Below are 22,951 nucleotides of genomic sequence, written 5' to 3'. Positions count from 1 at the left end.
TACGGGAACACCACATAATGTGATCAATCCACCGGACTGCAGCGTGGTCGTCATCACCTACAACGACGCCGCACGGCTGCCCAGAGCCGTGCGGTCGGTGCTCGACCAGTCGCTGCGGAACGTCGAGGTGATCATCTCCGACGACGCGAGCACCGACGACACCGAACGGGTCGCGCGGGAGCTCCAGCGGGAGGACCCCCGGGTCCGCTACCTGCGCGCGGACGTCAACAGCGGCGGCTGCGGACGGCCCCGCAACAGCGGGGTGGCGGCGGCCCGCGCGCCGTACGTCATGTTCCTCGACAGCGACGACCGGCTGACCCGGCACGCCTGCAAGAGCATGGTGCTGGAGATCGAACGGACCGGCGCCGACTTCGTCACCGGACAGATCTCGCGGCTCTACGAGTGGAGCGGCAGGACGCAGAGCTACTACCCCGCCCTGTTCGCCAGGCGCAGGACCGTCGAGGGGATCGCGCAGGAGCCCGAGCTGTTCCTCGACTCCTTCAGCACCAACAAGCTCTACCCGGCCGAGCTGCTGCGGCGGCTGCCCTTCCGGGAGGACCTGTACTACGAGGACCACGTCTTCAGCACCGAGCTCTACTGCGCCGCGCGGCGCTTCGCCGTGGTCCCGTGGGTCGTCTACCTCTGGCACCGGGCCCAGGAGAAGGACGGGGCACGGCTGTCCATCTCGCTGCGCGTCAAGGAGATGGACAACGTCCGGCACCGGATCCGGGCGGCCCGGCTGAGCGACGACATCCTGCGCGGCCACGGCCTGGCCCACCTGGTGCCCGAGCGCCATCGCCGCTTCCTCCGCCAGGACCTGCGGGTCTACCTCAACCCGCTGCCCTCGCGCGACCTGGCCTGGGCCGAGGAGTTCGCCTCGCTCGTCCGGCCCTACCTGGCCGAGATCGACCCCGAGGTCTTCACGCGGATCGAGCCGGTCGCCCGGGTCTGCTGCGGGCTGATCCTCGACGGCCGGACCGACGAGCTCCTGGTGGCCGCCCGCTCGCTGAACGGGCCGCAGGCCGCGCCGCGCTCCGCCGTACGGCAGGGCGGCCGGACCTACTGGGGCACCGTCCCCGACGAGCGGATGGACATCACCTCGCTGCGGATGGCCGAGCTGCCCTACACCGCCTCCCGGCTCCGCCACGAGGCCACCTTCACCGGCGAGGGCACCCGGGTCACGCTGACGATCAGGACCTATGACCCGTTCGGGGTGCTCGCTGCCAACCCCGGCTGGAGCGCGTCCCTGCGCATGTGGGACCGGCAGGTGCCGCTGGCACCGCGTGAGCAGGACGACGGCAGCCACCTGAGCGAGGCGACCGTCGACCTCGCCACGTTCAGGCATGGCCCGCTGGGCTTCGGCGGCCACTACGACCCCCGGGTCGGGATCGTCCGCGCCGACGGCCGGGTGACCACCGACCGGCTGCTCGTCGACCCGGCCGCCGGGCCGTTCACCGCCACCGTCCCGGGCCACCGGGTCACGGTCAGGGCGGAGGGGCACGCCGCGGTCCTGCGGGTGCAGTGGCGGCGCAGGGGCCTGCTCCGGCCGGTGCCCCGGCTGGGGCGGTTCGCCCGAAGGGTGATCAGGCGGGTGGGGCGACCGGAGGTGAAGCTCCGCGTCTACAGGGGCCTGATCAGGATCGTGCCGCCGCGCCGGGACCTGGCGCTGTTCGAGTCCGACGTCGGCGCCGGATACACCGGCAATCCGCGCTATGTCTACGAGGAGCTCAGGCGGCGGCGGGCGCCCCTCGACATGGTCTGGTCCGTCGCCAGGAACAGGCGGAACTTCCCCGCCGACGCCAAGCTGGTGCGCCGCATGAGCTGGCGCCATCTGTGGACCATGGCCAGGGCCGGCTACTGGGTGGACAGCCACGGCATGCCGCTGGGCTACCCCAAACCACCCGGGACCCGCTACCTGCAGACCTGGCACGGCCAGGGCATCAAGTCGGTCGGCTTCAACTCGCCGGACCTGCGGGCCGACTTCCCCGGGCCGCGGGAGCAGTGGCGGGCGGCGGTGGCGCGCTGGGACGCGCTGGTGTCGCCGAGCGCCGAGTTCGAACGGGTCTTCCTGCCGTCCCACGGATACGAGGGGCCGGTCCTGCGCTACGGCTCACCCCGGTGCGACGTGCTCGTCCACGGCGACGACGAGGCCGTACGGCGGGTCAGGAAGCGCCTGGAGCTCCCGCCGGGGCGCAGGGTGCTGCTGTACGCGCCCACCTACCGGGACCGGGCCAGATCCTCCGGGCGGTCCGTCCGGGCCGACCTGGCCATGATGGCCGAGGCGCTCGCCGACGAATGGGTGGTGATCCTGCGCCCCCACCCGGTGGAGCGCTACCGGGTGCCGCAGGACCTGCGCCACTTCGTCTGCCCGGCCGGCTCCTATCCCGAGGTCAACGACCTGATGCTGGCCTCCGACGCGCTGCTGACCGACTACTCCTCCCTGATGTGCGACTACGCGATCACCGGCCGGCCGATGCTGTTCCTGATCGACGACTGGGACGAATACCGGCGCGTGGAGCGGGGTGTCTACCACGACCTGCCGTCGATCGCCCCCGGTCCCTGCCTGACCACCACGGAGGAGCTGATCGGCGCGCTGCGCGATCTCGACGAGGTGGCCGCGTCGTTCGCCGCCCGATACATCGCCTTCCGCCGGACGTGGTGCGCCGACGAGAAGGGCCACGCCTCGGCGAAGGTGGTGGACGCCTTCTTCGGCCCGGCCCCGGCCCCGGCCGGCGGACAGGTCCGGATCAACGGCCACGCCCGGGGCGACAGTCATACCCGGGGCGACGGCCGTACCCGGGATGACGGCCGCGGCCGGGACGGCGCGCGGCGGACGGTCCGACTGCCCCTGCCGGCGTGGTCGCCCATCCGGCTCACCCCGCCGTGGTGGTCGCGATGAGCCCGGAGCCGCGTGTCCGGACGGGTTCGGAGGCGCGCGTCCGGACGGGTTCGGTGGTGTTCGCCTGCATGGACGCCGACACGCTCGGCGGGATACAGCGGGTCACCCACACCGTGGCGCAGGGCCTGGCCGAGCGGGGACACGACGTGCACGTGGTCGGGCTGCACCGGGCCGAGAGCCCGTTCCGCTACGTGGAGCGGCCCGGATACCGGCACCACGTGATCCACCGCACGCCGATCGGCAAGGTCTCCCGGCTGGGCAGGCACCGCGAGCGCCGCGTGCTCGGGAGGCTGTTCCGGGAGCTGGGGGCCGGCTTCGCGGTGCTCGCCTCCCCGGGTGTGGTGACCCGGCTCGCGTCCCTGCTCCCGGAGCACCTGCTCCCGATCGGCCAGTACCACGGGTCCTACGAGCACGCGCGGGGATCCTGGCACCTCGGCTCGGTCCGGGGCCACTACGGCCGGCTGGAGAAGGCGGTGTTCCTCAGCGAGGACGACGCCTGGCTGTTCTCCGAGCACGCGCTGCTGCCCAACACCTGGGCCATCCCCAATCCGCTGCCCGCCTGGCCGGCGCGGACCGCCGAGCTGACCGGCCACCGGGTGCTCGGAGTCGGCAGGCTGGAGGGCGTCAAGCGGTTCGACCGGTTGATCTCGGCCTTCGCGGAGTCCTGCCGCGCCGTGGGCGGGGACTGGGAGCTGCATCTGATCGGCGAGGGCGAGGAGCTGGAACGCCTCCGGTCGCACGCGCGGGCGTGCGGGGTGGCCCGCCGGGTGGTGTTCCGCGGCGCGGTGCCCGCCGCCGAGATGGGCCGCGAGTATCTGGACGGATCGCTGCTCGGGCTCTCCAGCGAGCACGAGGGACTGCCGCTCGTGCTCGGCGAGGCCGCCTCCCACGGCGTGCCCTCGGTGGCCTTCGACGTGTCGGGCGGGGTGCGGACGCTGGTCGTCGACCGGGAGACCGGCCTGCTGGTGCCGCCGGCCGACGTGACGGCCCTCGCCGCGGCCCTGGCCGGGCTGATGTCCTCGGTGGAGGAGCGGCGGCGGCTGGGCACCGCCGCTCGCGCGCACGTCGAGGCGTTCCGGCTGGAACGGGTCCTGGACCGCTGGGAGGCCCTGTTCGCGCAGGTCGGCCGCTGACCGCCGGCCCGGCGGAAGCGTCCGTCCGGGCGGGCCGGCCACTGGCCGCCGACCTGCTGGGGGGCCCTGTTCGCGCAGGTCGGCCGCTGACCGCCGGCCCGGCGGAAACGTCCGTCCGGGCGGGTCAGCCGTTGACCTTGGCGGGTTCGGTGCGGGGCAGCGGCACCCCGGCCAGCACGAGCTGACCGGCGGTGAGCCGGGCGCCCAGCGGGTTCGGCTCGCGGAGCCGTATCAGCCGGTCGAAGGCCACCCGCTTGACCCGGGCCAGCTTGCGCTTGGCCGCGGTCCGCTCGTAGGCGACCATCCGCGAGGTCTCGGTCTTCGGCGCCCCGCTGAGCTCGTAGCCGTAGGTCTCCAGCCGGTCTCCGAGGACGCTCTCGCACAGCGAGATCTCCCAGGGATCCAGCCGCTCCCGCCAGGAGCCCGACCGCGAGGTGGTCACGTCCTCGTGCGTACGCGAATGCCAGGTCTTGCGCTCGGGGCAGGCGATGCCGGCCACCAGTTTCGGCTCGCACATGACCGGGGCGAACTCCTCGCCGAGGAACTCGCACAGCCGGCGCAGATGGGCCTCGGGGTCGGTCGTCAGGTCCTCGTAGCGCAGTTCGTGGTAGCTGCCCTCGGGGAGCTTGGGCGCGCCGTGCCGGGCGAAGTCGATCGCCTCGGCCCAGCCGGCGACCGCGCTGTAGACGCTCCCGTTGTACCAGGGCATCTCCTTCAGCGACGCCACGCAGTCCCGGCCGTCCCTGATCAGGTGGACGAACTGGGCGTCCGGGAAGAGCCGGAGCAGCACGTCGATGTGCTGGAAGTACGACGGCCGCTTGTCGCCCCAGCGCGGCTTGCCGTGCCGGGTCGCGTAGGAGCGCAGGACGATGCCCAGCGCCGAGCCGAGCGTCGGCGGCCCGTCGACGATCTGCCGGATGACCTCCTCGCCGTCCAGCCCCAGATCGTGGAAGCGCGACTGGCGGCGGTTGACCACCCACTCGGCCAGCTCGCGCCTGCGTGCCGGGTCGTTCAGATCGCCGAAGTGCAGCCGCCGCTGGTAGGCGGTGACCATGAACCGGGTCTCCGGAGGGATCGCGATGCGGGGGTGGGCGTGCGTCATGAGCTGCAGCATCGTCGTCCCCGAGCGGGGACAGCCCACGATGAAGATCGGCCGATCCGACTGCATTGTCAGACCTTCGCCAGCTCGCCGAGCTGCCGGGTGGTGAGCTGGGCGGCCACCGGACTCGGCTCGCGGAAGCGGTTCAGGCGGTCGCGGAACTCCTTGCGCCGGCGGGCCCAGCGCCGCTTGGTCGCCGCCCTCTCACACGCCTCGACGTGCTCCCGGCCCGCCTTGGGGGCCCCGCTCAGCTCGTAGCCGTTGGCGGTCAGCCGCTCGGCCAGCACGGTCTCGCAGACCGAGAGCTCCCAGGGCTCCAGCCTGGACTTCCACGAGCCGGTCCGGGCGGTGGTCACGTCTCCGTGGGTGTTGCTGTGCCAGACCTTGTGCTCGGGGATCGCCACCCGGGCCACATGCTGCGGCTCGCTCATCGCCGGGTCGTAGTCCTCGCCGAGGAAGTCGCACAGCTTGCTGAGCTCGGTCTCCGGGTAGGCCGTCAGGTCCTCGTAGCGCAGCTCGTAGTAGCTGTCGGCCGGGAGGTTCTTGGCGTGCCGCCGGCCGAAGTCGATCGCCTCGGCCCAGTTGGTCACCGCGTGGAAGATGTCCTTGGTGTACCAGGGCATCTCCTTCAGCGACGACACGCAGTCCCGGCCGTCCCTGATCAGGTGGACGAACTGGGCGTCCGGGAAGAGGCGCAGCAGTAGGTCCACGTGGTGGTAGTAGCTGGGCCGCTTGTCGCCCCAGCGGGACTTGCTGTGCTGCTCGGCGTAGGAACGGAAGGTGATGCCCATCGCCGAGCCCAGCGTGGGCGGCCCGGCGGCGATGCTCTCGATCAGCTCTTCCCCGTTGAGCTTGAGCTCCTTGAACTTGGTGTCCTTGTCGCTCACGATCCACCGGCCCAGCCTGCGCCGGTTCCCCTGCTCGCGCAGGTCCCCGAAGACGAACCTGCGGTAGTAGCCGGGCACCACGAACCGTGTCTCCGGAGGCACCGCGATGCGCGGATGCGAGTGCAGCATGAGCTGCAGCATGGTGGTGCCGGAGCGCGGGCAGCCGATCACAAAGATCGGTCGGTCGGACTGCATGACAACGAACCCCCGTAAAAGATGATCAAACAGGTACGCGCTGCGCGTTCTCCGGGTGCGGCACGGTAGGCACGGCCCGGGTGAACAGCCACATGCGGTAGATCAAAAAGACCTCGTTGAGGAGGAGCAGCACCCCCGCGACGATCGAGACGGGCAGCAGCGCCGCCACCCCGATCAGCGGGGCGACCACGAACACCGCCGCGTGGAACTCGATGCCGCTGATCAGGTGGGTCCGCACCCGGTGGCGGACCAGGAACCGGCCGAACCTGCGGCGCAGGCCGATCGGCCTGGCAGCCCGGGGCTCCCCTGGCTGCCGGGGCTGCCGGGGCACCATCGGTTCGACCTTCGCCCGGGGCTCCGGCCTGTTCTCCTTGACCACCTCGCGGACGCGCTTCATCTGCGGCGCGTTGACGTAGCGGAACAGGTCCAGGACGGCGACCCCGGCGCCGAGCATGATGTAGGAGACGTCCTTCGTCGCCATGTACTGGCCGAACGCCAGTCCGACCGCGCAGCAGACCACCCGGATCCGGTCGCCCACGTAGTCGAGCCAGAGGCCGAACGCGGTCCCCGTCGCCTTGAGCCGCGCGATCTTCCCGTCCATGCAGTCGACCATGAAGCTCACGTAGAACAGCGCGGCCCCCGCCACGAGCTGTCCCAACGCGAAACAGACCGCCGACCCCATTCCGAGAACCAGCGACAGACGTGTGAGCCCGTTGGGAGTCATGGCTGTGTGGTTGGCGACGAGCAGTGTGAGCCTGCACGCCACCGGATCGACCACGAAGACCGTCCACCAGGAGTCTCTTCGTTTGCGGGTCGCGTGAACGTCGTTCAACGAATAGGCCCTCATGCCTTCAAGCATGGCCACCCTGCGTGATCGAAGGTTGACACTCGGGCGCCAAGAGAGCATCTCCATACCGGTTCTTGACCAGCAGCGTCATTCAGGGGTGGCGGTGCCCGCGACTCTCCTCGACGGAACGATCGGACAATTACCGTGATTTTCCGGGAAAACATGCATGCCTGGCCGAGTGCCGTCCCCGCCGGGGTCGCCGCCCGACCCCCGCGACACGGGCGCGACACCCCGCCTCGGCCGCCCCCGCGGGACCTGCGACCGTACGGCGGGGGCGGCCGAGGCGTCCGGCCGGGTCAGTCCCCGAAGACGTGGTCGACGACGCGCGCGGCGGCGCCTCCGTCGTCGAGGTGGCAGAAGCGTTCCCGGAAACGGCCGTAGGCGGAGGCGTGGGCCGGGACGGTCGCGTCGAGGCCGGCCAGCGCCTCGATCACCTCGTCGGAGGTCTCCAGCAGGGATCCGGGGACGTCCTCGGCCGGATCGAGGTAGAGACCGCGCAGCCGCCCGCGGTAGTGCTCCAGGTCGTGGGCGAACAGCAGGATCGGCCGGCCGGTGCCCGCGTAGTCGAACACGAGCGAGGAGTAGTCGGTGACGAGGACGTCGGCGACGAGCAGCAGCTCCGTGACGTCCGGATACCGGGTGACGTCGACGGCCCCCGACTCCGGGCCGAGGGGCCGCAGCGTCTCGGAGACGCGCGGATGGCCCCGGAAGAGGAAGACGTGGCCGTCACCGAGCGCCCGGCGCGCCCGGCCGAAGTCCAGCCGGATGTCCAGGTGATACTTGCCGCCCGGCAGGACCTGGTCGTCGCGCCAGGTCGGCGCGTACAGCACCACTCGCCTGTCCGGCGGCAGGCCCAGTGCCCGCCGCACCCGTGCGGCCTCCTCCCGGCTCCCGGGCCGGTGCAGCGGGTCGTTGCCGGGGCTGCCGGCCTCCAGGACGGGCCCGCCGTACCGGAAGGCGCGGGGCAGCACCGAGGTGCCGAAGGAGCTGGGCGAGACCAGCAGGTCCCACTTCGCCACCTCCAGTGCGAGCCTCCGCAGGTGATCGGCTCCGGCGCCGAAGCGGCCGCCGGCGATGTCGTGGGCGACCCGCTTGAGCGGGGTGCCGTGGCACGTCCGCACGTAGACCTGGCCGTCGCGCTTGGTGAACCAGCTCGGCGCCCTGTCGTCGGACAGGACGTGCCGGGCGTGGGCCAGGGCCTCGTAGTGGGCCCGGCTGTCGCGCAGCACGACCCGGGCGCCCTCTGGCGGCCGTCCCCCGCCGTCCGCGGAGACCCACACGCACTCCCGGCCGTCTCCCCTGCGCCGCAGCTCCTCGTACACCGCCCGCGGACTGCCGGAGTACTGGTGTCCCCGCCAGGACTCGAACACCACGAGATCCCGGAGCGGCTCCTTCATGAAGGCCGGGTAGTCACGCTCGGTGAGGCCCCGTTGGGCGTGGTATCCCCGGTCGGCGCCGAGCGCCGGCTGGACGTCGACGGCCAGGCCGTTCGCGCGGTGCGCCCGCACCCGGAACGTCTGCAGGCCGGCGGTGTGGACGGCGGGCAGGTCGGCGAGCAGGCTCCTGGCCAGCCTCACGGGAGACAGCTCCCCCCCGGACTCGATCAGGACCTCCCACCGGCCGCCGCCGAGCGGCACGCGCTCGCCGTATAGCTCGGCGCGGGTCAGCGGGAGCGCGCAGGCGAACCGCTCCCCCTCCCGCTCCAGCGGCACGTGGTGGATCCCCCCGCCGCCCACCCTGCGCAGGACGAGCCGGGCCCGCGGGTCCACCGCCCCGGCACACCGGCCCGTCACGTCAAGGCTGTCGTCGGCGCCCCAGCCGACTCCGGTCACCGCCGGCCGGACGGGGCGGACCACCGCGCTGAGCGGGCCGAGCCTGGCCGCGACGACGCCGACCTCGCGGTCCCCCACGGTCACGTACTCCTCGGCGGCCACGAGCCCGGCCATCAGCCTGCGGGGCCTGTCCGGGCCCACCGCGACCGACAGGTCCCACCTGAGGTCGGGGTCGATCTGCGGGTCGGCCGTGTCACCGGCCGACAGGTCGGCCGGGAGCAGGTCCGCGACGGGCAGGAGGGCGCTGAAGCCGACCCGGCCGCCGCCGAGGGGTTCGCAGCGCGCGGGGACCTCGACCTCCCGGCCGCTGCGGCGCAGCCGCGCCAGCAGTCTCCCGTCCGGAGCGTCCGGAGCGTCCGGACTGCCCTGACCGTCCGGACCGGCGGAGCTGTCCGGACCGTCCGGGCTGTCCGGGCTGTCCGGCGCCTCGGAGGCCACCCAGCCCGACACCTCGATCGTCCCCTCGCCGCCCGGCCGGGGCTCCGCCACGGTGTGGACCCGCTGGACCCTGAACAGGACCTCGTCGTCAGGGCTCACCTCCACGTACAGGCTGATGTGGGGGGCGACCGGGACACCGGAGAAGCGGCGGACGTCGCTGCTCGGCGTCGCGGTCAGCGGGCCGGAGCGCTGGACGTCCTGCGCGGTGAGCCCGACCTCCACCTGCCATCTGGCCTTCCGGGCTGACCTGACCAGCACGGCGAGGTCGATGTCGACCTCGAAGCCCGACCAGTCGTAGCAGGTCACGCCCTGGCGGGAGGCGGTCACGTCGGTGCGGAGCAGCCGCCGGACCGGCAGCTCGACCACGCGCTGGGTCCGGGTGTTGCGCAGCGTCACCGTGATCTCGGAGGAGTCCTCCGCGGACAGGTCGATGCCCTTGATGTAGGCGCGGCCGGACATGCGCAGGCGGTGGTCGTCACTGTGCCATTCGATCTGGTCGACCCGGCAGACCAGGCTGAGGTCGTTGTCACCCGCGCGGAAGACCTCCCTGGGCAGCACGCCCCGGTGCATCATCGGGTGGTCGGCGTACCAGCCGGACGCGTGGCGCGTCAGCCTGTGGAAGACGCCCTCCCGCCGGTCGGCCAGCACCTCGGTGAACTCCTCGGCCCGACGGCGCCTCAGCAGCTCGAACATCAGGCGCTGCTCCCAGGGGAGCTCGGCCAGGATCTCCGGGTCCATGCGCTCGACGAGCGACCCGGCGTTCTCCACCAGGCGGGCGCGGTAGTCCTCGTCGGCGTCCAGCGCCGCGTTGACGTAGAGGGTCAGGTCGCTGCGGAGCACGGACTCGTCGAACTGGCGCCGCAGGGCGGCGGATCCGTGCGCGGCCAGGAACTCCTGGACGCGCGTGATCGACGCGATCCGGTCCTCCAGGTTGCCGGGCGCGGTCCGGCTCTGCGTGATCGACGGGTCTCCCGGCTCCCGCTGCCGCCAGTAGTAGACCACGTCGCCGAGCACGTCGACCGAGCGCGCCAGCACATGGGCCGGAATGGTGACGGGCGCGTCCTCGTAGAGGCCCGTGGGGAAGCCGAAACCGTGCTCCCGGTAGAAGTCGTGCCGGAAGACCTTGTTCCACGCGGTGCGGTCCAGGAGCAGTTCGGGACGCGCGCTGACGTGCGTCTGCCGTACGGTCTCCCGGAAGGGCCGGGAGTGCAGGCCGGAGCGCCAGGTCCCGGCCGAGTTGAGGTACAGGACGTTGCCGCACGCGAAGTCGGAGTCCGACTCGCGCAGCGAGGAGACCAGCAGCTCGTAGGCGTCGGGGGGCAGCACGTCGTCGCTGTCCATGAAGCACAGGTAGCGGCCGGTCGCGTGGAGCGCGCCGGCGTTCCTGGCCGCCCCCAGCCCGGCGTTCTCCTGGTGGATCACCCGGAAGCGGCGGTCCCTCCCGGCGAACGCCTTGGCGATGACGGCGCTGCCGTCGGGTGACCCGTCGTCCACGCAGATGACTTCAAGATCGCGGAGCGTCTGCCTGGCGATCGACGCCAGGCACGCTTCGAAATACCGTTCCACGTTGAAGAAAGGGACGACGACGCTCAGAAGCGGGGACAAGAGTCAGCCTCCAACATTCTCGAAATCCGGGATAGCCGAGGTGATCGCACGGAGGGGCCCGGAGCCGGTCCGGGTGTGCTCCGTCTCCACGAGAATGAGGAGAACGCCCGATAGGCATACGGGCCATGCGGTTAAATGACGCGACTCTTGTCGAGCCTTGACCGCCCCGAAGGGCCTGACGGCCCGGGCCGTGACCACCCCGGACGGCTCCGCGACGGACCGCCGGCGGGCATCGGCCCGCTCCCGGGTCCCCGGCCGGCGGCCCGCCCGGGACAGGCGGTGCCCCCTGACACGCGAAGGTCCGCGGAGCGGCGTACTCGCCGCTCCGCGGACCTCATGGGCCTCATGACCCGCCGGGCCGCCGTGGTCCGGTCAGATCAGGTCCCAGGTGAGCGGGGTCCCGCGCGGGACGTCACACCGGAACGTCCGGCCGGCGACCGTCGTGATCGCGTCCGGCGGGAGCCCGCCGGCCGGACGGATCGAGCGGACGTTGCGCTCGGAGGCCACGTCCCCGGCCCGGACGTCGGCCACGACGTACAGGGACCGGCGGAAGCGCATCCCCTCGCTCTCCGCGGAGACGGGGCGGACCACGGCGCTGCCGAGCGCCTGCCACGCCCGGTCGCTCTCGACGACGAGCGCCGACAGCTCCGCCGGCTCCAGCGAGAACGCCGCGTCGACGCCGCCCCCCGCCCTGTCGAGGGTCACATGCTTCTCGATCACGCACGCGCCGAGCGCGACCGCGGCCACCGCGGCGCCGATGCCCGGGGTGTGGTCAGACAGCCCGACCGGCAGCCCGAACGCCTCCGCCAGGACGGGCAGCCGGCGCAGGTTGCTGTCGGAGACCGCCGCGGGATAGGCCGCCGTGCAGCCCAGCAGGGCCAGCTGCCCGCACCCGGCCTCGCGGGCCGCCTGGACCGCCGCGTCCGTCTCCCCCAGGCTCGCCATCCCGGTCGAGATGATCAGGGGTTTCCCGGTCCGGGCCACCCGGCGGATCAGCGGCAGGTCCACGATCTCCGATGACGCGATCTTGTAGGCGGGCGCGCCCAGGCTCTCCAGGAGGTCCACGGCCGTCGGGTCGAACGGGCTGGAGAAGACGGTCAGCCCCGCCGCCCGCGCCCGCTCGAAGATCGGCCCATGCCACTCCCAGGGCGTGTGCGCACGGCTGTACAGGTCGTAGAGACGCTCGCCGCCCCACAGGCCGTGCCCGCCGGAGATCCGGAACGACGGCCCGTCGGCGTCGATGGTGATCGTGTCCGCGCGGTAGGTCTGGAGTTTGAGCGCGTGCGCCCCCGACGCCGCCACCGCGTCGACGATCTTCATCGCCCTGGCGAGCTCCCCGTCGTGGTTGCCGGACATCTCCGCGATGACGTACGGCGGGACCTGCACGCCGACGGGCCGCCCATCAATGATCATCTTCACTCCGTTGGACTCGCAGCGCCATGTTCCCGCGTGATGTGCGCGCCGTCTGGATCCGCCAGCCGTCCAGCTCCCACTCGGGGAGCTCGTGGAGGGCCACGGGCATCCGCAGCGGCCTGCCGTCGGCCATGCCGGACAGGAACATGTTCCAGGTGGCCGTCTCCTGCTCGACCCGCACGTCCTCGGCGGGCACGTCCATGACGAACTCCCGGCGCTCCTCCGGCCCCGCGGTGGTCTCCACGGGGTAGGACCGCGCGGGGCCGCCCATGACGCTCATCACCAGGGCGACGCCCTCGGCGGTCTCCTGCTCGGCGTGCCAGCCGAGGATCCGCAGCCGGCCGCCGGCCAACTCGCAGCCGGTCACCGCCGCCCGGGGGCGCTTCACGGTGAGGACGGCGGACCCCTTGTCGTCCACCAGCGGCTGGACCCACATCCCGGTGTCGGTCACGTGGGGGCCGAGGGCCGGGGTCTGCCCCCTCAGCCGCGTCTCCCGGACGATGCCGTCCACGGTGAACCTGACCCACAGCTCCCACTTCGCGGCCTGCTCGCACAGCGGTCCGGGGTCGCAGACGAAGGTGAACCCCAGGTCCTCCCGCTCCACGGGCAGCTCCAGCACCGTGCCGCCCGCGCGTTCGAGCAGCCACAGGTCGATCGAGCACGACGACGAGGCCCCCACCATGACCCCCGGCAGCTTCACCCTGCCCTCGCCGTGCAGCCGGCCCTCGCGCCACTGCCAGCCTTCCAGCCGGCCGGTCATCGTGAGCTCCCGCGAGACGTCGAAGACCCAGCGGGGTATCCCGTGCCCCCGCCGGAAGGGATAGTCGGCATACCACTTGCGCCGCGACAGCAGGCTCCGCCGGATGCGGGCCTCGTCCATGCTCTCCCGCTCGAACCGGACCGCCTCGGCCAGCTCCGCGACCTTGCGCCGGTGCATCAGCTGGATCTGCAGCCGGCGGATCGCGGGCAGCTCCAGATACGTCTCCTGGCGCACCGTGTCGAGATAGGAGCAGACGGCGTCCAGCAGGAGATCGGGCTCGACGCCCGCCGCCAGCGCCTCGACCGCCACCCGCAGATCGTTGAAGAGCGTGTCCCGCTCGTAGACACGGCGCAGCCCGGGGGCGTGCTCCTCGAGGAAGCTCGCGGTCTCCATGACGGAGATCATGAGGTCGGTGACGTTCTCCGCCCGGAAGCGGCGCTCGGTGATCGACCCCTCGCGCAGGCGCCAGATGTAGACGACCTCGGAGAGCACGTCCACGGCCTGGGCCCGGACGTGGGCGGGGATGGTCACCGGCATGTCCTCGTACAGCCGGGCGGGGAACGCCATGCCCAGGGTGTCCCAGAACGAGCGCCGGAAGACCTTGTTCCATACCGAGCGGTCGAAGAGCAGGTGCACGTTACGGGTGATGTGCGTGCCCGTCTGGGTCTTCTTGAAGGCGTTGCGGTGCGCCCAGGACTGGACCAGCCCGTCGGAGGTGAGCCGCTGCACGTTGCCCGAGGCGATGTCGGACCCGCTCTGCTCCAGGGAGTCCACCAGGAGCTCGTAGGCGCGCGGGGGGACGATGTCGTCGCTGTCGGCGAAGGCGAGATACCGTCCCGACGCGTGCTCCACCCCGGCGTTCCTGGCCGGGCCGAGGCCCTGGTTGTCCTGGACCACCACCCGGAAGCGCGGGTCCCGTGAGACGTAGTCCTTGGCTATGACCGCACTCGCGTCCGTCGATCCGTCGTCCACGCAGATGACCTCGAGGTCACCGAGCGTCTGGCCCTGGATCGAGGCCAGGCAGTCGTCGAAATACGGTTCGACGTTGTAGTACGGAACAATCACGCTGAGTAGCGGCATACGGTTCACCCCCAGGAACGTTGGACTAACGTGCGGCGTTTCCACCCGGACCGGCACCGAACATCCGCCGCACCGGACGGAGCGCGGCCGCCGGGGCGGTGATCACCCGCCCCAGCCGGGAACCCCCGGAGGACCGCGGTCTCTTGTCACGCCGCCGCGCCTGTTTGACGGCACGGACGGCCTTCGCCAGCCGGGCCTCGGCTGCCTCAAGGTCGCGCTCAAGCATGGTGATCTTCTGCTGGGCCTCCTCCAGCCGCGCGCTGAGCCGCCCCCTGGCCGCGTACAGCTCGCGGTAGCCCTCCCACCGCTCCCCCGGCCCGTCCCGGCCGGGTCCGTCCGCCTCCCCGTCCGGGCCGGTCTCCTCCCGGGGACCGTCCTGCGGGGCGGCGGCCAGATCGGCGGCGATCTCCGCCTCCAGCTCCGCGCCCCGCCGTACGGTCTCCTCGCCGGCCGTCGCGCCCGCCATCGCCAGCAGCGTCAGCGCCAGCCGGTCGGCGCCGAGCTGCCAGGACCACGGATGCCACTGCCCCGACTCCAGCAGGCGCGCGGCGAAGTGACGCATGATCCGGGCCACGACGGCGCCGGCGTCGAGCTCCCCGGGGAGCTGCCAGCTGGCGTCCAGCATCGCGAACCGGGCGCCGTCGAAGACCACGTTGTCGGCCACGGCGAAGGCCGTCCAGCCGGGCGTCCTCCCGTCGCCGCCGTGGCCCTCCAGCCACCGCAGGAAGAGGCCGAGGACCTCGCGGACCGCGACGACGTCGTTGCGCGCGCAGGCCGTCATGAGGATCTCGGCCAGGGACCGGCCCTCGGGGACCGGCCCGTCGAGCAGCCCGGGTGTCCGGGTCACCCGTCCCGACACGCGCAGCGTCCGGTCCCCGCGCGCCCTGCGCGTCCATCCGCCCCGGGCGGCCGGGGCCAGCTCGCAGGGGAGCCGCCAGTAGGGGGCGGCTCCGGCGTCGGTGGTCAGCGCCACCGGCAGGGTCACGGGGCGTGCGCCGTCGGCGTGCGCGGCGACCACCCAGCGGGCCGCGACCCGGGCCCCGAGCCCGCCCGCCATCACCGCGCGTGCCAGGTGCCGCGGGTCGTGGCCCGCCGCGGGCGCGCCGAACGCCCCGGCGCAGGCGGCCGCGGTGAGGGCCGCCGGCGCCGAGGCGGCCTCCAGGACCGGGACGTCCATCAGCAGGTGCGGCCCGTACGGCCGGCCGTAGGCCGCATAGCTCCTGCCCACCGTGAGACCGGCGGCGCCCAGCAGGCCGGTGAGCTGCTCCAGGCTCACCGGACGGGAGCCGTCCAGCTCGGCGGCCGCCCAGTCGCCGTCCGCGCGCCGATGGACCTCGTGAGGGTCTCCGGCGAGCCGGTGGAGGCCCAGCGGGTTCTCCGCGCCCAGCACGAGCGTCCCGCCGGGGGCGAGCATCCCGGTGAGCCGCTCCAGCGACTCGGCCCAGGTGCCGCCCGCGTGGTCGGAGGAGGTCAGCCGCCCGACCCCGTCGAGGGCGACCACCACGTCGAACGCCCCGGGGAAGGCCGCCTTCTCCAGGCTCCCGCAGTGGACCGTCAGCTCGTGGTGCCCGGCCAGGCGGCAGGCGTCGGAGTAGGAGCGCACCAGCACGCTCGGCTCGCACGCGGCGACGGCCGGATCCTCGAAGAGGCCGGCGGGGTGCGGCCCCGCGACCAGGACCCGCGCGCCGCCGGGCAGGAGCGGGTGCAGCAGCTCGCCGAGCACGCCGGCCCCGGCGCCCGCGGCGTCGGACCACTCAAGCATCTCGCCCCCGATGAGATGTACGCGGGCCGCGGCGTCGTCACAGGTCATTGGTCTCCCCCGACCATCCGAAAACTGTTCTGATCTCTTCGGGGGACGCCAGATGTCCGGCCCCCAGCTCCTGTTCGGCGATCTGTCGCGCGGTGGCGAGATCGACCTCGGCGCCGTGGAGCTCCGGCCACAGCCGCCGGACCCGCGCGACCCCGCCGTGCATCGGGTCCTCCCCGGCCAGGACCATGGGATCGCCGTAGACGGCCGGCTCGCATCCGGCCGCGATGCCGTGGAAGACGGCGGTGCTCAGCCGGTTGGACGCCACCCGCCGGTGCCGGCGGAGCTCGGCGAGCTGCCGGTAGGGGAAGCGCGGATCGGTCCCCTTCTTCATCCAGCCCCGGGCCCCGTGGCTGATCACCCGGAAGCCCGCCCGCTCGTAGAGGTCCCGGACGGCGGGCTCGCCGAACTCCAGCCAGTAGAGGCAGACGGTGACCGGCCCCCGCTCGACCTCGCGGATCTCGTCGATCAGGCGCCGGTGGTCCCCGTCCACGTGCTGGCGCTCCCAGCCGTGGAAGGGATACCAGATCGTGCCCTCCCGCGGCTCCTGCGGCCCGGCCGGCTCCAGCCGCGTCAGGTAGAGCCACGGGGCGCCGATCGGGTAGTAGTCGCGGCGCCCCCGCGCCCAGCCCCGGCGGCGCATCGCGTCGGACCAGACGAACTTCGGCGTCACCGGGACGTATTTCTCACGGGGGCCGAACCCGTCCAGGGCGTTCCAGCCGTGCTGGAGGTAGCCGTTGATGCGCGGCGGCCTGCGCCCGTCGAGCCCGCAGAACCGGGCGAAGACATGGGCGTGCCCGTAGAAGTGGTTCGTGTGGTGCATCGTTTCTCCGCTCAGCCGAGAATCGCGTGGAGAGCTCCGATGACCCGGTCCTGCTCCGAGTCGGTGAGGCCGGGGAACAGGGGCAGCGACAGCTGCCGCGCGTAGAACTCCTCGGCGACCGGGCACATGCCGCGCCGGTAGCCCATGTCCGCGAAGGCCGGGTGCCAGTAGGCGGGCAGGTAGTTCACCTGGACGCCGATGCCGGCCTCCCGCATCCGCTCGTAGACCTCGCGCCGCCGCCCGTCGGGGATCCCCACGGCGTACAGGTGCCAGGCGGGGTCGACATGGGGACGGCAGGCGGGCAGCCGCAGCCCGGCCAGACCGGACAGGGCCCCGTTGTAGCGGGCGACGAGCCGGGCCCGCCGCGCCTTGAACTCGCCCAGCCGCCGTACTTGGCTGATGCCGAGGGCGCACAGGACGTCGGGCAGGCGGTAGTTCAGGCCGAACTCGTGGACCTCCTGGTGCCAGCCGCCCTCGCCCAGCTCGCGCTGCTCCCCCGCCTCCCTGACCAGCCCGTGGTTCCTGAAGCGCCGGGCGCGGCGGAGAAGCTCCTCGTCGGCCGTGGCGACGGCGCCGCCCTCGGCCGTCGTGATCGTCTTGGTGGGGAAGAAGGAGAAGGTCGTCAGGTCCGCGAGCGTGCCCACCGGCCGGTCGCGATAGCGTGAGCCGACGGAGTGGGCGGCGTCGCCCACGACCAGCGCCCCGGCCCGCGAGGCGACCTCGCGCAGCGCGTCGTACTCGGCCGGGTGGCCGGCGTAGTCGACGGCCGTGACCACCCGCGTGCGCGGGCCGGCGGCCGCCGCGGCGGCCGCCGGGTCGAGGTTGGCGGTGTCCTCCTCCACGTCGGCGAAGACGACGCGGGCGCCGAGCATCACGGCCGTGGCCGCGGTGGCGACGAAGGTGATCGGCGAGGTGACCACCTCGTCCCCCGCGCCGACGCCCGCGGCCGCGTAGGCCGTGTGCAGCGCCGCGGTGCCCGAGGTCACCGACACGCACGGCACGCCTCCGGTCCAGGCCGCGAGCTCCGCCTCGAACGCGGCGACGGCCGGACCGGTGGTCAGCCAGTCTCCCTCCAGGACGCTCAGGACACCTTCGATGTCACGCTCGTCGATCGACTGTCTGCCGTACGGAAGCATCAGGCCCTCACCGCGAGCAGCTCGCGGATGTCCTCGGCCGACAGCCACTGGTCGTTGGTGTCGGAGCGGTAGGAGAACCCCTCGGGGACGCCCTGGCCGCCGGGCGGCGGGACGTATCCCCAGGTCGCGATGGTGGGCTGCACCACGTAACGGGTGGCGAGCCGGATCGTCCTGCGGCTGTCGTCGGCGGCGATCATCTCCTCGTGGAGCTTCTCCCCCGGGCGGATGCCGACCTCGTGCATCGCGGCGCCCGGGGCGACGGCCTCGGCCAGGTCCATGATCCGCATGCTGGGGATGCGCGGGACGTAGAGCTCGCCCCCCTGCATCAGGTCGAAGGAGTCGACCACGAAACGGACGGCCTGCTCCAGGGTGATCCAGAAGCGGGTCATCCGCTTGTCGGTGATCGGCAGGCTGGCACCCTCGGCCGCCAGTTTCTGGAAGAAAGGGATCACCGAGCCGCGGCTGCCCATCACGTTTCCGTATCTGACCACGGCGAACCGGGTCACATGGTTGGAAGCGTAGTGATTAGCCGATACCAGCAGTTTGTCCGCTACCAGCTTGGTCGCCCCATAAAGATTGATAGGGCTGGATGCTTTGTCCGTCGAAAGCGCGATCACTTTACGGACACCGCAGTCGATGGCCGCCTCGACGACATTCTGGGAACCGCTGACATTGGTCAGAACATATTCGAACGGGTTGTATTCGGCCGTGTCGACCTGTTTGAGCGCGGCCGCGTGCACGACGTGCTCGACGCCGTGCATGGCGCGGGTCAGACGGCTACGATCGCGCACGTCACCGATGAACCAGCGGAGCCTGGAGTCGTCGGCGAACAGTTGCCGGATTTCGTACTGCTTCAGCTCGTCCCGCGAGAACACGACCACCCGGCGCGGGTCGTGATGGTCGAGCACGTGCCGGATGAAAGCCTTTCCGAATGATCCTGTCGCCCCGGTGACAAGGATCGATGACCCTTCAAGCTCGCCCACCCGAGTCCCCCCATACAAGACTTCCGTAACTTACGGTAGTCATTCAGTGACAAGCTCGTAGCATAACGCAGCATCATCACCGTCCAACCGAGTTAGGAAATGTTTTGGCCGTTCACATCGCCGGAGTCATTCAGGCCCGCATGGGGTCCACCCGCCTGCCGGGGAAGGTCCTGCGGAGGCTGGGCGGGCGCACCGTCCTGGAGCGGGTCGTGCGCGCCGCCTCGTGCGGCGGGGTCCTCGACGACCTCGTGGTGGCCACCACCGCCGAGCCCGCCGACGACGCCGTCGTCGCGGAGTGCGAGCGGCTCGGGGTCCCCTGGCACCGCGGTCCGGTGGACGACGTGCTGACCCGCTTCCTCGGTGTCCTCGACCGGGTGGAGTGCGAGGCCGTCATGCGCCTGACGGCCGACTGCCCGCTGCTCGACCCGGAGATCATCGCGATGGCGGTGGGCACCTGGCGGGCCACGCCCACGCTCGACTACCTGAGCACCAGCCCCCAGCCCAGGACCCTGCCCAGGGGGCTGGATGTGGAGATCATCTCCGCGGAGGCGCTCCGGAGCCTCGACGCGGCGGCCACCGGCCACCACCGCACCCACGTGACGTCATACGTCTACACGCACGCCGAGCGCTTCCGGATCGCCGGCCTCATGTTCCCCCCGGGCGACGCCGACCTGCGCCTCACGCTCGACACCGTGGAGGACTGGGAGCTGATCAAGACGGTCGTCGACCACTTCGGAGACGGTCCGGTGCCGCTGCGGACCCTGGTCGGGTGGCTGCGGGAGCGGCCGGAGGTCGTGGCGCTCAACGCCGGCGTGCGGCAGAAGTCCCTGGAACAGGCGTGAGACGCGTCGGGATCCGGTGCGACGCCGGCGCCGCCCGGGGCGTCGGCCACCTGATGCGCTGCCTGGCCCTCGCCGAGGAGCTGCGCGGGCGGCGGGTGGAGGTCGTCGTCCTCGGCGACATGGGCGGGCTCGACTGGGCCGGCGGGCAGCTCGCCCGGCGCGGCCTGCGGCTGCTCCCCGGGCCGGACAGTGCGGCCGCCATGGTCGGGGCCGCCCGCCGCCTCGCGCTCGACGCCGTGGTCATCGACTCCTACGACCTCGACCCCCGCTGCTCGGGGGCGCTGCGCGAGGCCGGGGTCAGGGTGCTGGCCGTCGTCGACGGCGACGAGCGCGGCCAGGACGCCGACATCTACCTGGACCAGAATCTCGGCGCCGAGCGCCGGCGCGGCGGCACTCCCGCCGGATCGGTCCGGCTCGCCGGGGTGCGCTACGCCCTCCTCCGCGACGACGTACGGCGCCTGCGCCGCCGAACGCCGCCCGAGCCTGGGAATCCCGCCGGACCCGGGCAGACGCCCGCCCCCGGGAATCCCACCCGATCCGGAGACCCGGCCGGACCTCGGAGGTCGACCGAGCCCAGGGAAGCGGCCGAGCCCGGGGGACCGCCCCGGGTGCTGTGCTTCTTCGGGGGCACCGACGCGGCCGGGGCGGCCCCCCTCGTGACGGGGGAGCTCATCGCCACGGGCGTGCCGTTCCAGGCGACGGTCGTCACCCCGCGCGAGGGGGTGCTGGACCACCTCCGGCCGGCGGAGGGCCAGGTGATCCGGGGCATCCCTCCCGCCGACGACCTCCCCCGCCTGATCTCGGCGGCCGACCTCGTCGTCACGGCGGCCGGCAGCAGCGTGTGGGAGCTCCTCTACCTGGGCAAGGCCGCCGCGCTCGGCTGGGTGGCCGACAACCAGCGGCCCGGCTACCAGGAGGTGGTCTCGCGCGGCCTGGCCGCCGGGCTCGGCCGTCTCGACGCCCTGGCCCGCTTGGACGGCCCGGCCCGCACGCGCCTGCGGGAGCTGCTCACCGGCCCGCGGGCCCGGCGGCGGCTCGGCGCACGGGGGCCCGAACTGGTCGACGGCGAGGGCAGGGCGAGGGTCGCCGACGTCCTGCTCTCACCGTGATCGCCCCGGCCCCGGCGGCCTGTCCCCACTGTGATCGCCCCGGCAGTCGGCCTCCGGCTCCCCCTGCGACCACCTCGGCCGCCGGCGGCCTGCCGTCACGGTGACGGCGCCCGCCGTGACCATCGCCGTAGCCATGGACACCGCCGGGCCGTAGCCGTGACCGTGACCATCGCCATGACCGCGACTACCGCCGTAGCCGTGGACACCGCCGGGCCGTAGCCGTGACCGTGGTCACCGCAGCAGCTCCATGACGACGACGGGCTCCTCGACCCCGTCCACCTCGCGCGTGTAGGTGCCCACCTCGGCGAAGCCGTAGCGGCGGTGCAGGGTCCGGACCGCCTCGTTGCGGACCAGGACCTCCCCGCGCAACGTGCTGATCCCCAGCTCGGCGAAGGCGTATTCGACGGCCTCGCCCTCGATCCGCATCCAGGCGGCCAGGAGCTCGCCCCGCTCGCCGAGCCCGTCGACGTCGAGGTAGAAGCCCCACCCGGCCGTCCGCGCCCGGACGTCGTGGTCGAAGAGGTTCACCACCCCGCTGGGCACGCCGTCGTGCTCGTAGACGAGGATCCGGCGCGTGGTGTCCGCCATCGTCGCCGTCCACCACCTGCGGTGTTCCTCCTGGCCGATCTCGTGGGCGGTGAAGCTGACCCCCCGCACGCGGGGATGGTTGCGCCACCGCCGGATCATCTCGCTCTCGTGCCCGAGCGCTCTCCTGAGCACGGCGGTCAGCCGGTCCGGACCGTGAGGTAGGCGGGAGGGTCCTGGATGCGGCTGAGGTCGGACTCCAGGATCTGGAGGTCGCCCCGGGTCCCCACCTCCTGGAAGCCCGCGAAGCGGTAGGTCACGAACATCACCCGGTTACGGTCGTTGGGCAGGAACTCCGCCTGGAGCCGCACGCCGGCCTCCCGGGCCAACCGCATGACGTGGTTCAGCAGGACCGTCCCGACGCCCCGGGACATCACCCGGCAGGACATGAGCAGCAGCTTGAGCGTCCAGATCTCGGCCCCGCGCTCGACGAGGCCGAGGCCGATCTTCCCGTAGGAGCCGAACCTGTCCTCCAGGCCGGCCACCAGCAGCAGGTGGCCGGGGGACCGCGCGAATCCGCGCAGTTCCTCGTAGGAGTAGGTGATCCCGGTGGAGTTGAGCTGGTTGGTCCGGACGCTGAGCTCCTCGGCGCGCCGGAGGTCCGCCTCGCCCGCCACGGAGATCGTGAAGGTCATGTCGAGCGTGGCCAGGAAGTCCTCGCTGGTCCCGCCGGACTCGCGCTCGGCGGCGTCCCTGAGCTCCGCCCCCAGATACATCGAGCGCCGGTTGCGGGAGTCGTCGGTGACGAACCTCGGCGTGAAGACCGGCATCTCCGGGATCCTCGACACGTCGCCGGCGTCCAGGCAGAGCACCCCGGGATGGCTGAAGGCGACCTCCTCCCGCTCGAACGACTGGTCGTCGATGAGGGCCAGCGTGTCGATCCCGATGTTCAGGGACTCCGCGATGGCCGCCACGGACTCGGACTTCGGGCTCCAGCCGATCTGGGGGACGAGGAAGTAGTCGCGCAGGCCGAACCGCTCCAGCTGCTCGATGGCGGCCTCGCTGTGGTTCTTGCTGGCGATCGACTGCAGGATCCCCCGCTCGTCGAGCACCCGGATGACCTCCGCGACCCCGGGCCGGAGCGTGACCTCCCCGTCCTCCAGCAGGACGCCGTCCCACAACGTGTCGTCCAGGTCCCAGACGAGGCACTTGACCAGGCCCGGCCTGTCGACGCTCGCGGTCATGCGGGCACGCCCCCCGTCCGCGGGGCGGCCGAGATCCGCCGCACCAGCGCCGCCATGGACCGGACACTGCGGAAGTTGTCCATGTGGAGCTCCTCGTTGGGCACCGTCACCGCGAAGGTCCGCTCGACGAACACCACCACCTCCATGGCGAACATCGAGTCGACGAACCCCAGGGCGAAGATGTCGTCGTCATCGCGCCAGCTCCGGCCGGGGAAGCGGGGTTCGATGAATGCCCTGATCCGCGCGTCGATATGATCTTGCACCGATATCACCCTTTCGGTCGCGGCAAGCCTC

Annotated in this window: 17 protein-coding genes; 4 read left to right on the top strand and 13 right to left on the bottom strand. The window is 72.3% G+C overall.

Annotated elements, in window-relative coordinates:
- Nucleotides 1–19 precede the first annotated feature (19 nt).
- Complete coding sequence (locus ACZ6R6_RS20355) at nt 20–2,899, top strand: bifunctional glycosyltransferase/CDP-glycerol:glycerophosphate glycerophosphotransferase (RefSeq protein ID WP_470095396.1); 2,880 nt, start codon at nt 20–22, stop codon at nt 2,897–2,899.
- Complete coding sequence (locus ACZ6R6_RS20350) at nt 2,896–4,032, top strand: glycosyltransferase (RefSeq protein WP_470095394.1); 1,137 nt, start codon at nt 2,896–2,898, stop codon at nt 4,030–4,032. Before ACZ6R6_RS20355 ends, ACZ6R6_RS20350 begins: the two co-directional genes overlap by 4 nt.
- A 124-nt stretch (nt 4,033–4,156) precedes the next feature.
- On the opposite strand, the gene ACZ6R6_RS20345 is transcribed toward ACZ6R6_RS20350, so the two are convergent.
- The 10 genes from ACZ6R6_RS20345 to pseB all read right to left on the bottom strand — a co-directional run bounded on the left by ACZ6R6_RS20345 (nt 4,157) and on the right by pseB (nt 18,937).
- On the bottom strand, nt 4,157–5,200 hold the full coding sequence (locus tag ACZ6R6_RS20345; RefSeq protein ID WP_470095392.1) for a sulfotransferase family protein: 1,044 nt from the start codon (nt 5,198–5,200) through the stop codon (nt 4,157–4,159).
- A 2-nt stretch (nt 5,201–5,202) separates the two neighbouring features.
- A complete protein-coding gene (locus ACZ6R6_RS20340) occupies nt 5,203–6,213 on the bottom strand; it encodes a sulfotransferase family protein (RefSeq protein WP_470095390.1) in 1,011 nt (336 codons plus the stop codon).
- Nucleotides 6,214–6,238: 25 nt separating this feature from the next.
- A complete protein-coding gene (locus ACZ6R6_RS20335; protein WP_470095388.1) occupies nt 6,239–7,060 on the bottom strand; it encodes a CDP-alcohol phosphatidyltransferase family protein in 822 nt (273 codons plus the stop codon).
- Between the two features lie 296 nt (nt 7,061–7,356).
- Entirely contained in the window at nt 7,357–10,935 is a 3,579-nt protein-coding gene (locus tag ACZ6R6_RS20330; RefSeq protein WP_470095386.1) for a bifunctional glycosyltransferase/CDP-glycerol:glycerophosphate glycerophosphotransferase, read from the bottom strand.
- A 372-nt stretch (nt 10,936–11,307) separates the two neighbouring features.
- Nucleotides 11,308–12,348: a pseudaminic acid synthase gene (gene pseI, locus ACZ6R6_RS20325; protein WP_470095384.1), complete on the bottom strand. Its 1,041-nt coding sequence runs from the start codon at nt 12,346–12,348 to the stop codon at nt 11,308–11,310.
- On the bottom strand, nt 12,338–14,188 hold the full coding sequence (locus ACZ6R6_RS20320) for a glycosyltransferase family 2 protein (protein ID WP_470095382.1): 1,851 nt from the start codon (nt 14,186–14,188) through the stop codon (nt 12,338–12,340). The genes pseI and ACZ6R6_RS20320 overlap by 11 nt, the downstream gene beginning before the upstream one ends.
- Nucleotides 14,189–14,213: 25 nt before the next feature.
- Nucleotides 14,214–15,998 carry a hypothetical protein gene (locus ACZ6R6_RS20315; protein ID WP_470095380.1) on the bottom strand — a complete coding sequence of 595 codons (1,785 nt, stop codon included), beginning with the start codon at nt 15,996–15,998 and terminating at the stop codon, nt 14,214–14,216.
- The gene (locus ACZ6R6_RS20310) at nt 15,988–16,818 is read right to left on the bottom strand and encodes a hypothetical protein (protein ID WP_470095378.1); all 831 of its coding nucleotides are present in this window, start codon (nt 16,816–16,818) and stop codon (nt 15,988–15,990) included. Before ACZ6R6_RS20310 ends, ACZ6R6_RS20315 begins: the two co-directional genes overlap by 11 nt.
- Nucleotides 16,819–16,829: 11 nt before the next feature.
- A complete protein-coding gene (locus ACZ6R6_RS20305) occupies nt 16,830–17,954 on the bottom strand; it encodes a DegT/DnrJ/EryC1/StrS family aminotransferase (RefSeq protein ID WP_470095376.1) in 1,125 nt (374 codons plus the stop codon).
- Nucleotides 17,954–18,937 carry a UDP-N-acetylglucosamine 4,6-dehydratase (inverting) gene (pseB, locus tag ACZ6R6_RS20300; protein ID WP_306859445.1) on the bottom strand — a complete coding sequence of 328 codons (984 nt, stop codon included), beginning with the start codon at nt 18,935–18,937 and terminating at the stop codon, nt 17,954–17,956. Before pseB ends, ACZ6R6_RS20305 begins: the two co-directional genes overlap by 1 nt.
- Before the next feature lie 104 nt (nt 18,938–19,041).
- Here pseB and ACZ6R6_RS20295 point away from each other — a divergent pair, with 104 nt between their 5' ends.
- Nucleotides 19,042–19,779, top strand: a complete 738-nt coding sequence (locus ACZ6R6_RS20295; RefSeq protein ID WP_470095374.1) for a cytidylyltransferase domain-containing protein — start codon at nt 19,042–19,044, stop codon at nt 19,777–19,779.
- Complete coding sequence (locus ACZ6R6_RS20290) at nt 19,776–20,888, top strand: PseG/SpsG family protein (RefSeq protein ID WP_470095372.1); 1,113 nt, start codon at nt 19,776–19,778, stop codon at nt 20,886–20,888. Before ACZ6R6_RS20295 ends, ACZ6R6_RS20290 begins: the two co-directional genes overlap by 4 nt.
- A 231-nt stretch (nt 20,889–21,119) precedes the next feature.
- Here the strand turns inward: ACZ6R6_RS20290 and pseH are convergent, their stop codons facing one another.
- The 3 genes from pseH to ACZ6R6_RS20275 are packed head-to-tail and all read right to left on the bottom strand — an operon-like array spanning nt 21,120 to nt 22,920.
- Nucleotides 21,120–21,608 (bottom strand): UDP-4-amino-4,6-dideoxy-N-acetyl-beta-L-altrosamine N-acetyltransferase, encoded by a 489-nt coding sequence (pseH, locus tag ACZ6R6_RS20285; protein WP_470095370.1) that lies wholly within the window; start codon nt 21,606–21,608, stop codon nt 21,120–21,122.
- Between the two features lie 5 nt (nt 21,609–21,613).
- Nucleotides 21,614–22,657 carry an HAD-IIIC family phosphatase gene (locus ACZ6R6_RS20280; protein ID WP_470095368.1) on the bottom strand — a complete coding sequence of 348 codons (1,044 nt, stop codon included), beginning with the start codon at nt 22,655–22,657 and terminating at the stop codon, nt 21,614–21,616.
- A complete protein-coding gene (locus ACZ6R6_RS20275) occupies nt 22,654–22,920 on the bottom strand; it encodes an acyl carrier protein (protein ID WP_470095366.1) in 267 nt (88 codons plus the stop codon). The genes ACZ6R6_RS20280 and ACZ6R6_RS20275 overlap by 4 nt, the downstream gene beginning before the upstream one ends.
- Nucleotides 22,921–22,951: the final 31 nt, after the last annotated feature.

The sequence above is a fragment of the Streptosporangium sp. NPDC048886 genome (genome assembly GCF_055586905.1).
Note: the sequence above shows the minus strand (reverse complement) of the source record. Positions and strands in the feature narration are given on the sequence as shown.

Excerpts from the sequence above, each read along its gene's own strand:
- ACZ6R6_RS20280 (WP_470095368.1), bottom strand. The coding sequence starts at position 22,657 with ATGACCGCGAGCGTCGACAGGCCGGGCCTGGTCAAGTGCCTCGTCTGG.
- ACZ6R6_RS20305 (WP_470095376.1), bottom strand. The coding sequence starts at position 17,954 with ATGCTTCCGTACGGCAGACAGTCGATCGACGAGCGTGACATCGAAGGT.
- ACZ6R6_RS20340 (WP_470095390.1), bottom strand. The coding sequence starts at position 6,213 with ATGCAGTCCGACCGACCGATCTTTGTGATCGGCTGCCCGCGCTCCGGC.
- ACZ6R6_RS20310 (WP_470095378.1), bottom strand. The coding sequence starts at position 16,818 with ATGCACCACACGAACCACTTCTACGGGCACGCCCATGTCTTCGCCCGG.
- pseI (WP_470095384.1), bottom strand. The coding sequence starts at position 12,348 with ATGATCATTGATGGGCGGCCCGTCGGCGTGCAGGTCCCGCCGTACGTC.
- ACZ6R6_RS20320 (WP_470095382.1), bottom strand. The coding sequence starts at position 14,188 with ATGCCGCTACTCAGCGTGATTGTTCCGTACTACAACGTCGAACCGTAT.
- ACZ6R6_RS20335 (WP_470095388.1), bottom strand. The coding sequence starts at position 7,060 with ATGAGGGCCTATTCGTTGAACGACGTTCACGCGACCCGCAAACGAAGA.
- ACZ6R6_RS20345 (WP_470095392.1), bottom strand. The coding sequence starts at position 5,200 with ATGCAGTCGGATCGGCCGATCTTCATCGTGGGCTGTCCCCGCTCGGGG.
- ACZ6R6_RS20315 (WP_470095380.1), bottom strand. The coding sequence starts at position 15,998 with ATGACCTGTGACGACGCCGCGGCCCGCGTACATCTCATCGGGGGCGAG.
- ACZ6R6_RS20350 (WP_470095394.1), top strand. The coding sequence starts at position 2,896 with ATGAGCCCGGAGCCGCGTGTCCGGACGGGTTCGGAGGCGCGCGTCCGG.